The following is an 11,429-nucleotide window of genomic DNA, read 5'->3' on the forward strand; positions in this document are numbered from 1 at the left end:
GACGTCAATCGACGTCAAATTGCGTCACCGCCTGTTGCCTTGAGGTCATCATTCCTCGCCGGCGTCGGGGCCGAGATCGGCGTCCGGCGGGGCGTCCTCGGTGGGCGTGCGGCCGGTGGTAGAGCCGCTGTCCGAAGCCCGGGCCGCCTTGCGTTCCTCCTCGCGCTCTTCCTGGCGATTGACGTCGCGCAGGCGCAGCACCTGGGTCGAGCCCGACTTGTCCTCGCCGAAGAACAGCGTTTGATGCGGGAACGGGATCTCGATGCCGCGCTCGTCGAAGAGCTTCTTGAGGATTTCGTTGAACGCGCGGCCGACGCCCCATTGGCTGCCCGGCTTGGTCTTGATCCGCGTGCGCAGGACCACCGCACTGTCGCCGAGGCTGTTGACGCCGAACCATTCCATGTCGCCGATGATCGGCTCGCCGGCCTCGGAGGCGCGCAGTTCGTCGAAGGCGTCGTGCATGGCCTGCTTCGCCTCGTCGATGTCCTCGCGGTAGGCGATGCCCATGTCGGTGACGGTGTAGGCGAACTCGCGCATGTAGTTCGACACCATGTCGAGCGAGGAGAACGGGATGATGTGGTAGGTGCCGTCCAGCGCCCGCAGGCTGACCGAGCGGATCGTCAGCTTCTCGACGGTGCCGGTGGTGCCGCCCACGGTCACCACGTCGCCCACGTTCATCGCGTTCTCGAGCTGGATGAACACGCCGGTGATGATGTCCTGAACCAGCTTCTGCGCACCGAAACCGATGGCGAGGCCGAGGACACCGGCGGAGGCCAGCAGCGGCCCGATGTTGATGCCGATCTCCGACAGCGCGAACATCAGCGTCAGGATGATCAGCACGATGGTCGCCGCGTTGCGGAAGAGCGACAGCAGCGTCGTCTCGCGCGAGCTGGGCGGTTTGCCGATCTCGGCGCTGAGGCGGTAATCGACCCACGAGTTCAGCGCGAGCCACAGCCCCGCCGCGACGATCAGGATCAGCGCGACGGACACCACGGCGCCCGAGAAATTCAGACCGCGGTCCGAGGACAGCCAGTCGGCGACGCCCAGAAGGCCGATGACGTTGATCGTGTAGATCGCCACGGCGAGCGTCACGAGGATCCGCAGGATCAGCAGGATTTTCGGCACGACGCTGTTCAGCCGGTGCTGAAGCAGGGGCATCTTGCGGTTCAGCTCGTCCGGCAGCCGGATGCCGTTCTTGGCGGCGCGCCCGAACGCGCCGACGATCATCGAGCCGATCAGCACCGCGAGCGCGATCTTGCCCGACGCCAGCAGGGTCGAGAACACGACGTCGGCGGGCCGCGTCATGATGATGACGAACATGACCGCGAGGTACGCCAGCATGAACCAGTGCCACAGCCGGATGAGCGAGCCGAGAACGCCCGAGGGCTTCATCCGGTCGGGGCGCTCGTCCGGAGTGTCGGTGTTCTCGGTCTCGTCGTGGAACTTGTTCATCGCGAGACGCCGCGCCAGCCAGTCCGCGACCGGGTTGCGGTAGCGCACGACCGCAACGAAGAGATAGAGCAGCACCAGAAGCGACAGCACCGCCGATACGCCGAGGCCGGCCGCGAAGGAGACGTTGCGGTTCACGATTGGGACGATCAGAAGCTGGCCGTAACCCAGCACGCTGACCACCACGTTCAGGATGCGGTAGAGCGTCTTTGCCCCCGCATCGCTCACGTTCACGAGCCGGAGGCCGCCCGACGCCGGAGCGATGATCATCCGGATCGCGACCTTCACCAGCTCCACGATCAGGAACGCATTGAGGTACAGCGCCTGACGGAAGCCGATCTGCCCGTAATCCCCCACAAGCAGGAGCGTGATCGCATAGCCGATGGCCCACGCCAGAACGACCACCACGATGTCCATCAGCGCCGAGCCGATGTAGAGCAGCACGGTGCGGACGATGCTGGCTTCTTCTGCGCGCGCGCCCATACGGCGGAAGATCGGCACGAAGGTCAGCCGCAGGCCGAGATAGACCGCGACCGTGATCGCGATTATGATGAAGAGGTTGCCGAAGGCGTCGACCAGAACGCCCAGCTCGTCGCCGCCCAGCCCGCTGAACACGTTGTTCGAAGAGTCGAAGGAGCGCAGAACCGCGTTCACCTGGTCGAGAATGTTCTCGCCGACGCTCGATGTGAACTCGGCGATGCGACCACCCAGCGACTGCCGTGGTTCCGTGGACAGAACGCCTTCATCGCCGGAGCCCTCGCCGGCCGAAGCACCCTCACCGCCCTCTTCGCCGGATGCGCCTTCGCCGGACTGGTCGAGCGCGGATTCGAGTTGGGTCACCAGCTCCTGCCGCGCTTCCTCGTTCTGCAGGACTTCGAGAAGACTCTGGAGCGCGAGCGCGGTGTCCACGCTGCCCTCTCCGGTGCCGCCGTCGCCCGATCCACCGTCTCCGGACCCGCCGCCGGATTGCTCCGAAGCCGCCGCGCCGCCTGCGCCCTGGGCGTGAACACTGCCCAAGGGAACGAGGGCTGCCGTCACGGCGAGGAGGAAGGCTGCAAAGAGGGCGAGCCAGCTCGAGGGAAGCCAGCGGAATCCGTGCGTCATCGTGTCCACCTAATCTGCGTCGCGCGGATACCTAGCGGACCGCCATGTGAGTGCAAGCAGGCCCCGACCCTGCACGAATCGCCGCCGCGCCTATCGGCGGGCGACCACCTGTCGCGCCTGGGTCGTATTGTCAGGAACGAAGGAAGAACTTATTAAGAACGCATGGTGAAGCGCACTCTTTCCGAGAAGCTCTCGATTCTCTCCGATGCGGCCAAGTATGACGCCTCCTGCGCGTCGTCGGGCGGCGAGCGCCGGGATTCGCGCGATGGCAAGGGGCTTGGCTCGGCCGGCGGGTCGGGCATCTGTCACGCCTACGCGCCGGACGGGCGATGCATTTCGCTTCTGAAGATCCTGATGACGAACTTCTGCATCTACGATTGTGCCTACTGCATCAACCGGGCCTCCAGCCGCGTCGAGCGCGCCCGCTTCTCGGTGGAGGAGGTCGTGTCGCTGACGGTGGAATTCTACCGGCGCAACTACATCGAGGGGCTGTTCCTGTCCTCGGGCATCATCCGCTCGCCCGACGACACCATGGCCGACATGGTCCGGATCGCCCGCACCCTGCGCGAGCAGGAGGGCTTCCGCGGCTATATCCACCTCAAGACGATCCCCTCGGCCAGCCAGGAGCTGCTGGACGAGGCCGGGCGCTGGGCGGACCGGCTGTCGATCAATATCGAGATGCCGACGGAGCAATCCTTGTCCCGGTTCGCGCCCGAGAAGTCCGCCAAGGGCATCCGCAAGTCGATGGCCGACGTGCGGCTGCGCCGCGAAGCCTCGCGCGAGGGCCCGACCTTCCGCGGCAAGCGCCCGGCCAAGTTCGCTCCGGCGGGGCAGTCCACGCAGGTGATCGTGGGCGCGGACGGGGCGGACGACCGCACCATCCTGACGCAATCCTCGTCGCTCTATGCCAGTTACGGGCTGAGCCGCGTCTACTACTCGGCGTTCTCGCCCATTCCCGACCCCGCCAAGGCGCTGCCGCTCAAGGCGCCGCCGCTGGTGCGGGAGCATCGGCTCTACCAGGCGGACTGGCTCCTGCGCTTCTACGGTTTCGGGGTGGAAGAGATCGGCGGTCGGAGCGGAATGCTGGACCTCGAGATCGACCCCAAGACCGCGTGGGCACTGGAGCACCGAGAGCGATTTCCCGTGGACGTGAACCGCGCCAGCCGCGAGGACCTGCTGCGCGTGCCGGGCTTCGGCACAAAGACGGTGGGCCGCATCCTTGCCGCACGGCGCAGGGGCCTCGTGCGGTATGAGCACCTCAAGGCCATGGGGGCGGTGCTGAAGAACGCCAAGCCGTTCATCATCGCCGGTGGCTGGTCGCCGCGGGGCATGCTGGAGGCGGAGGCGCTGCGCGCGCGGTTCGCCCCGCAGCCAGAGCAGATGGCGCTGTTCTGAGATGCGGCAGGTTATCCTTCCCCGCGTGCACACGGTGGCCGCATGGCGCCGCGAGGCGCGCGCGCTGGCGGCCGAGGGCGTGCCGGCCGAGGACGTGATCTGGTCGGTGGGGGAGGCGCCGCGAGACCTGTTCGCCGGGGCGTCCGGCGGCGGGGGGCGGACCGGGGCTCTGCCCCGGACCCCGGAGTATTTGGCGCGAGAAGAAGGTGCGGGCGATCGCTTGAGGGTGTCGCGCAAGGCGCTCGACAGTATCGAGAGCGCGCTGTGCCATTCGGACCCCGAGCGGTTCGGGCGGGGCTACCGCCTCGTGCTGCGGCTGTCGGCGGGGGCGGTGACGTGGGGCGACCGGGCGGACCGCGACGTGCGCGCTGTGCTCGAACACGCCATGGCCATCGGGCGCGACATCCACAAGATGCATGCCTTCGTGCGGTTCCGGGAGGTGCCCGCGGACGGGCCGCGCCGCGCTTTCGCCGCCTGGTTCGAGCCAGAGCACAACTGCGTCGAACGCGGCACACCGTTCTTCGCCAAGCGCTTCGGTGACATGGACTGGGTGATCGCGACGCCTTCCGTCACGGCCCGGTTCGAGGGCGGGCGGCTGAGCTTCGAGGAAACGGTATCGCAGCAGCGCCCGCCGGAGGACGCGACCGAGGACCTGTGGCGGACCTACTACGCGTCGATCTTCAATCCGGCCCGGGTGATGGTGAAGGCCATGTGCGCCGAGATGCCGAAGAAGTACTGGAAGAACCTGCCGGAGGCGGAGCTGATCCCCGGCCTTGTCCGTGACGCCGAGGCGCGGGTGCGCGAGATGGCCGAGACCGCGCCGGCGTCGATGCCGGATCGGCGCACCGAATCGCTGCGCGAAACGACGCGGGCGCTGCTGGCCGAGGCGGAACCGCAGGACGCGCTGGGTCGGCTGAACCGGCAGATCGGTGCCTGTGCGCGCTGCGGGATTTGCGCGCAGGCCACCGGCGCGGTTCCGGGAGAGGGGCCCGCCGATGCCGCGCTCATGGCGGTGGGCGAGCAGCCGGGCGACCGGGAGGACCTCGCGGGGCGGCCCTTCGTGGGCCCGGCGGGTCAGGTGTTCGACCGCGAGGCGCAGGCCGCGGGGCTCGATCGCGCGGCGGTCTACGTCACCAACGCGGTCAAGGGCTTCAAGTTCGCGCCGCGTGGCAAGCGGCGCATCCACCAGCGTCCGGACGCGGGCGAGGTAGCCCACTGCCGGTGGTGGCTCGACCTGGAGCGGCAGCTGGTGCGGCCGAAGCTGATCCTCGGCATGGGCGCGACCGCGGCGGAGGCGCTGACCGGCTCGGGGCGCGACATCGGTCGGCGCCGCGGTCGGATCGAGGAGGCCTCGGACGGCACGCCGGTGCTGTTGACGGTCCATCCGTCCTACCTCTTGCGGCTGCCGGACCGGGCACGGGCCGAGGCCGAGACCGAGCGCTTCCGCGGCGATCTCGCCGCCGCGGCGCGGATCGCCGACAGCCTGGCTTGACCTAGGTTTGCGATTCGCGGGCGGGCATGGCAGCCCGGACGCCATTCCGACGACTCCGCGACCCGTCCGAAAGGCCCGAGACATGTCAGACCTTACCATCCGGAAGAACGCGCCGTTCGAGCTGATCACGCTCGGCGAGATGCTGACCGACGAAGACGAGATGAAGCTCGTGAATCCCAACGCCAAGTTTCCCTTCGATCCGCAGGAATGGGCCGAGAAATGGCTGAACGAGCCTGACGATGCCTCGTTCTACATCCTCGACGAGACCGGGCAGCCGGTGGGCTTCTTCGCGCTGCGGGTGGGCGTGGGGCCGGAGGTGCGTCACCTCACCTACGTCTTCGTCGCGCCCGAGGCGCGGGGCGGGGCCGGTGCGCAGATGGCGGCGCTGGTGGAACAGGCGGCGCGCCAGTTGGAGGCACTGACCCTGACCCTGAAGGTCGAGACCGACAACGAGCCGGCGCACAACGCCTACCTTTCGGCGGGATACGAGGAACTGTCGCGGCGCAATGGAATGGCCACCATGCGTCGCGATCTTGGTTGACGGGGCCGTCGCGCACGAAAAAGGGCCGCCCGGAAGGACGGCCCTGATCCCGTGATCCAACCGGGATCAGTTGCGCGCGGTGGTCTCGGTCGGACCGGTCTCGATCGCCGCGGCGAACTGGTCACGCGACATGTCGAGCATCAGGCCTTCTTCACCGGCCATGAGCGAGCGCACCTGCACGGCCACGCGCTCGACGCCATCACGCGCGATCTGGTTCTCCATCTCGCCGTCGAGGTCGATCAGCACGCGGTCGCCGTCGAGGTCGGTGCGGTAGATGGTGCCGACGATCTCGCCATCGGAGGAGCGCACGATGGCGTCCTCGGTCACGGCGGCGTCGATCTGTGCGGCTGCGTTGCTCGCCGCGCCATAGGTCTCTTCGGCACCTTCGACGACCGCGCCTGCGGCGGCCTGACCGGTGTCGACGATTTCCTGGCCGGCATCGGCGGCCTGACCGGTCACGGTCATGTCGTCGTCGGGCGTCTGCATGGTTTGCGCGCCGGCGGCGCCTGCCAGGACGAGTGCGGCTGCGGTGGTGCTGAGGATGCGCGTCTTCATGATGGCCTCCTTGGTCTTTTCCGTCGTCGTAAATCGTGCCCCTCGGGGCGGTTCACGGCCATAACGCCGACCCCGGGGGTGGGTGTTCCAAGATGGTGTCGGGGAAGGGGACGGCGGTGGCGAGACCCTGCCGACGCGCGCGGTGCGCCACCCGAACAGAACAAAAAAAGGGCCCGCGCGAGGCGGGCCCTAGTCTGTCAGGTCGGTTCAGACCCTATGCCACCAACTTCGGGCTGGCATTCCCTTTGCCCATGAACTGGTCATGGAGCGTTTTCACGCATTTGTCGCGATCGTCGCGGTGGACGACGAACTGGGCGTCCACGGTGCGCGTCGTCTGGTGCGCCGAGATGACGTCGATCCCCTCCTCGCGGAGGCATCCGAGGCCACGTTCGAGCACGTGCAGGCCGCGCAGGTCGCGGCCGATCACGGACACGATGGCGGTCTGGCGCACGTCGACCTCGGAGCTCGGATAGATCTCGGTCAGTTCCGACTGCACCTGCCGCATCGAGTCGAGGGGCGCGTCCACGTAATGCGTGATCGTGTTCGCGTTCGACGTCTTGGACACGATCCGAAGGCTGTGGCGCGTCAGGATGTCGAGGGTCTTGGCGTCGTAGCCCTTCACCCCGACCATGTCCTGCTCGAACAGTTCGAGCGCGAAGACATCGAGACCGCAGACGATCTCGGCGACGCCCTTCTCGGCTTCCTGATCGTCGATCAGCGTGCCGGGGTCCTCGGGCTCGAACGCGTTGGTCACACGCAACGGCACCTCGGTCTGGCGCAGCGCCTTGGCCGCAGTCGGATGGATCGCCTCCATCCCCATGTTCGACAGCTGGTCGGCCACGTCGTAGTTGGTGTGACCCAGCTTGCGGACGTTGTCTTCGCCCACGAGCTTGGGATCCGCCGAGCTGAGATGAAATTCCTTGTGGATGATCGCCTCGCGCGCCTTCGTGCTCGCGGCGATCTGGCTGAACGTGACCTCGGAATATCCACGGTCGAACTTGTTCATCAGACCTTCGGCACATTGCGCGTAGCCGGTGACGATCGGCATCTCGGTGGCGAAGTCCACGCTGTCGAGGCCGTCGGCGATGCGCTCGTCGAGCGTCATCACTCGGTCGTCGCGCCAGCCCGACAGGTCCACGAAACGCGCGTTGACGCCGTGCCGCTTGAGCAGGAGCGCAGTCACGAAGGCTGAATGCGCCTCGCCCAGGCCCGACAGCAGTTCACGCGTCTCGGCCATGTGGGTCGACAGGCGGAAGTGCCCGTAGCTGCACAGGCGGTGCAGGTCGATCAGGCAGTTGCGCGCGCCCTCGATCCGGTCCCGGACGAAGTCGTCGGCTTCCTGACGGTCGCCCTTGTGCTCGAGCAGCTTCTCGTGGGCTTCCCGCATGGCGCGGTCGACGCGGTTCAGCGCGCCCATCCAGCCATGTTCCTGGGTCTCGTTGGCGAACTCGGCATAGACGCCGGCCTCGCCGCTCTTCTTGTGTTCGAGCAGGAGGTTCGTGATCCCGCCGAAGGCGGAAACCACGAAAATCCGGTCGTACTTGGGGTTCGAGACCTTGAAGAGGGGATCGAGAAGTTCGTCGAGGCGGGACATAGTCGTCCCGCCAATCTTCTCGACGGTATGGTTCTTCAGTTCGGTGCTCATATGGTCCTCGCGGGTCGCTTAGGCCGCCTCGTCGGGGGCAGCATAGGAGCCGTCTTCACGGTGCACTTCCTTGCCGGTGACCGGCGGGTTGAAGCAGCACGCCATGACCAGCTCTTCCTCGGCGCGCACGGTGTGCTTGTCGTGCTGGTCGAGGGCATACATCACGCCCGGCTTGATCTCGTGGGTCTCGCCGGTGCCGAGGTCGGTGATCGAACCCTTCCCCGAGATGCAGTAGACGCTCTCGAAGTGGTTCTTGTAGTGGAACGTGTGCTCCGACCCGGCCTTCAGGTACGTGATGTGGAAGGAGAACCCCATCTGGTCGTCTGCGAGTAGCATCCGGACCGAGGTCCACTCGGCATCGGACACCGCGCGATCGGAGTTTTTCAGCTGGTTTTCGTCACGAACGATCATTGTCTCTTACTCCGCTGCGATCTTGTTGTTCTCGGTGACCTCGCGTGCCGCCTCGAGCAGAATGTCGAGACCCTTGCGCAGGTTTTCCGGCGAAACGGTGAGCGCCACGAGCACCTTGACCACCTCGTCGTCGGCGCCGGACGTTTCGATGATGAGGCCCTTCTCGAAGCACTTGGCGCAGATGGCCTCGGCCACGTCGCCCGAACCGACGTCGACGCCCTGCATCATGCCGCGGCCCTTGAGCTTGGCGCCCGGAACCACGTCCGCGACGGCTTGCAGGCCCGTGGTGAGCATCACGGCCTTTTCCTGGACCTTCGACTGGAACTCGTCGGTCTTCCAGAACTTCTCGAGCGTCACACGCCCGGTCACGAAGGCATGGGTGTTGCCGCGGAAGGTGCCGTTGTGCTCGGCCGGCTTCCAGATGTCGTGCTCTTTCTTCACGAGGAGGCATGCGAACGGCAGGCCGAAGCCCGACAGCGATTTCGCCTGGGTGATCATGTCCGGTTCGACGTCCATGCCCTCGAAGGCAAAATAGGTGCCCGAGCGGCCGCAGCCCGACTGGATGTCGTCCACGATCAGCATGGCACCGTGCTTCTTGGCGAGGCGCGCAACGCCTTCCATCCATTCCTTCGACGCGGCGTTGAGGCCGCCTTCGCCCTGGATCGGCTCGAAGATGAACGCGGCGGGTGCGTCGATGCCCGAGGACGAGTTGTCGAGCATCATCTCGACCTGCTTGAGCGTGTCGACACCGTCGCCGAACGCACCGTCATAGGGCATGTGGGTCACGCCGCAGAGCGAACCGCAGCCCGCACCGTTCCGCTTGCCGGCGTTGCCGGTCAGCGAGAGCGCACCCATGGTCATGCCGTGGAACGCGTTGGTGAAGGACACGATGTTTCGGCGGCCGGTGATTTTGCGCGCGAGCTTCATCGCCGCCTCGACGGCGTTGGTGCCCGTGGGCCCGGTCATCATGATCTTGTAGTCGTCCATCCCGCGCGGACGCAGGATGATGTCCTCGTAGGCTTCGAGCCACGCGGCCTTTTCGGCGGTGAACATGTCGAGGCCATGGGCGATGCCGTCCGCGGACACGTGGTTCATCAGGGCGGCCTTCATGTCGGGGTCGTTGTGCCCGTAGTTGAGCGACGAACACCCGGCGAGGAAGTCGATGTAGGTGGTGCCGTCCTCGGCAGTCATTTCGGAGCCGACCGCCTTGGTAAAGACGGTATCGAACGAACGGCAGTAGCTGCGCGCCTCGGATTCGCGGCGCGCGAAGATCTGTTTGTCTGTCGACATGAGAATAGTCCTTCGGACTGTCTAAAAGAGGGTAACGCGATTTGCGGGAGCGCGGTTTCAGGCCGCGCTCTGCACCGCATCGCGGAAGGTGATGGTCACCATGTGCTCGGTCGCGTGTTCACCGGCGAAGTGCGTGTCGCGGGTGAAATGCGCGTCCGAGGTCAGGTCCGCGTTGTTGCGCGAGGCAAACTTGCGGAAGAGGCCCCAGGAGGCATCGTTGTCGAGCGTGATGGTCGTCTGCATGCGCTTCACGTCAGCGCATTCCTCACGCTCCATCAGCGACGAGAGCATGCGGCCGCCGACGCCGAGGCCGCGTGCCTTTTCAGACACGGCCACCTGCCAAACGAACACTGTCTCGGGGTCGTTCTGCTTCACGTAGGCCGACACCCAGCCGACGATGTCGCCGTCTTTCTCGGCGACGACGCACGTGTCGCTGAAGTGATCGCTCTGAAGCAGGTTGCAGTACATCGAGTTCTCATCGAGCGGTTTGCAGCTGCGGATGAGCTCGAAGATCGCTGCACCGTCTTCACGGACCGGTTTGCGGAAGGTGACGGCACCTTCGTTATCAACGCTTTGCAGTGTCTGCACGGATCTGAACCTTTGTTGGCGCTTTATCTTTCGTAAGCCTAAGTATAGGTGGTTTTCACCATAGTTCAAGTTGCAAAGTAATTTTCTTCCCCGGGTCCCGTGAGGTGCCATGTAAGCGTCTACGTTGCTGTAAAATAAAGGAAGTGTCGCCCTCGCGTCAAAATAATAGTTCGCACATGGGAACAGAATCGCGACTCGTGATGCGACATTCGGATTGCCGCCGTTGCACCGGTCGATTACAAGACTAAGTATCCATGCATGTTGGATCAAACCAAAGATACGAGTTGCGCCGCGGTCAGTTCCCTTGGGGGGCCGACGCACGCGGTGCTCGAGACGAGTGACGAATCGATGGATCGAACTGACGACAGCCTGATCGCACTGCGGCGCATCCTGCGGGCGACGGAGCTTTACGGCCGCGACCTTGCGCGCGACGCGGGTCTGACGGCCGTACAACTGCGCGTGCTTCAGATCGTTGCCGAGCGCGGCTCGTGTCACCCGTCCGACGTGGCGAGCCAGATGGGCGTCAGCCAGGCGACGATCTCGGTCCTCATCAAGAAGCTCGTGTCCTACGGCCTGATCGCGCGGCAGATTTCCGCGACGGATCGCCGGCAGGTGGACCTCAGCATCACGTCCGCTGGCCGGGAAAAGGTTGCCGTGGCGCCCGACGCGCTTCAGCAGAAATACGTGGCGCAGTTCGAGGGTCTGCCGGAATGGGAGCAGGCGATGGTCGTCTCCGTGCTCGAGCGCGTGGCCGGAATGCTCGACGCCGGGGACATCGACGCGGCCCCGGTCCTGGCGGTAGGGGAGATCACGCGCCACAACGGTGCGGGGCAGGGGGCCCCGACCTCCGAGCGGGAACGGTCGGCAGACGTTCCCGAAGATCAGGCAGACCAGCGCAAGGCCAGCTGAACGAGGCGGCGCGGTTCTGACGCTCGCGGTTCCGATTGCCGGACCCTGCA

10 protein-coding genes are annotated in these 11,429 nt (G+C 65.9%); 4 read left to right on the forward strand and 6 right to left on the reverse strand.

What is annotated here, in order from left to right; all coding sequences use genetic code 11:
* Positions 1–48: 48 nt before the first annotated feature.
* On the reverse strand, positions 49–2,553 hold the full coding sequence (locus BMX29_RS01975) for a mechanosensitive ion channel domain-containing protein (RefSeq protein ID WP_092810168.1): 2,505 nt from the start codon (positions 2,551–2,553) through the stop codon (positions 49–51).
* Between the two features lie 162 nt (positions 2,554–2,715).
* On the opposite strand from BMX29_RS01975, the gene BMX29_RS01980 reads away from it, so the two are divergent.
* The 3 genes from BMX29_RS01980 to BMX29_RS01990 all read left to right on the forward strand — a co-directional run bounded on the left by BMX29_RS01980 (position 2,716) and on the right by BMX29_RS01990 (position 5,981).
* Positions 2,716–3,948: a putative DNA modification/repair radical SAM protein gene (locus BMX29_RS01980; protein WP_175471098.1), complete on the forward strand. Its 1,233-nt coding sequence runs from the start codon at positions 2,716–2,718 to the stop codon at positions 3,946–3,948.
* A gap of 1 nt (position 3,949) precedes the next feature.
* Complete coding sequence (locus BMX29_RS01985) at positions 3,950–5,440, forward strand: UdgX family uracil-DNA binding protein (RefSeq protein WP_092809950.1); 1,491 nt, start codon at positions 3,950–3,952, stop codon at positions 5,438–5,440.
* Positions 5,441–5,522: 82 nt separating this feature from the next.
* The gene (locus BMX29_RS01990; protein WP_043845528.1) at positions 5,523–5,981 is read left to right on the forward strand and encodes a GNAT family N-acetyltransferase; all 459 of its coding nucleotides are present in this window, start codon (positions 5,523–5,525) and stop codon (positions 5,979–5,981) included.
* 66 nt (positions 5,982–6,047) lie between these two features.
* On the opposite strand, the gene BMX29_RS01995 is transcribed toward BMX29_RS01990, so the two are convergent.
* The 5 genes from BMX29_RS01995 to ectA all read right to left on the reverse strand — a co-directional run bounded on the left by BMX29_RS01995 (position 6,048) and on the right by ectA (position 10,470).
* Entirely contained in the window at positions 6,048–6,536 is a 489-nt protein-coding gene (locus BMX29_RS01995; protein ID WP_092809952.1) for a hypothetical protein, read from the reverse strand.
* 214 nt (positions 6,537–6,750) lie between these two features.
* Complete coding sequence (locus tag BMX29_RS02000; RefSeq protein WP_092809954.1) at positions 6,751–8,181, reverse strand: aspartate kinase; 1,431 nt, start codon at positions 8,179–8,181, stop codon at positions 6,751–6,753.
* An 18-nt stretch (positions 8,182–8,199) separates the two neighbouring features.
* The gene (locus BMX29_RS02005) at positions 8,200–8,592 is read right to left on the reverse strand and encodes an ectoine synthase (RefSeq protein WP_043845523.1); all 393 of its coding nucleotides are present in this window, start codon (positions 8,590–8,592) and stop codon (positions 8,200–8,202) included.
* Positions 8,593–8,598: 6 nt separating this feature from the next.
* Entirely contained in the window at positions 8,599–9,882 is a 1,284-nt protein-coding gene (gene ectB / locus BMX29_RS02010) for a diaminobutyrate--2-oxoglutarate transaminase (protein ID WP_092809955.1), read from the reverse strand.
* A gap of 57 nt (positions 9,883–9,939) precedes the next feature.
* The gene (ectA, locus tag BMX29_RS02015) at positions 9,940–10,470 is read right to left on the reverse strand and encodes a diaminobutyrate acetyltransferase (RefSeq protein ID WP_081749809.1); all 531 of its coding nucleotides are present in this window, start codon (positions 10,468–10,470) and stop codon (positions 9,940–9,942) included.
* Positions 10,471–10,818: 348 nt separating this feature from the next.
* On the opposite strand from ectA, the gene BMX29_RS02020 reads away from it, so the two are divergent.
* A complete protein-coding gene (locus BMX29_RS02020; RefSeq protein WP_092809959.1) occupies positions 10,819–11,379 on the forward strand; it encodes a MarR family winged helix-turn-helix transcriptional regulator in 561 nt (186 codons plus the stop codon).
* Positions 11,380–11,429: the final 50 nt, after the last annotated feature.

Source organism: Roseivivax marinus, from assembly GCF_900109705.1.
In the GTDB taxonomy this organism is placed as follows: Bacteria; Pseudomonadota; Alphaproteobacteria; order Rhodobacterales; family Rhodobacteraceae; genus Roseivivax; species Roseivivax marinus.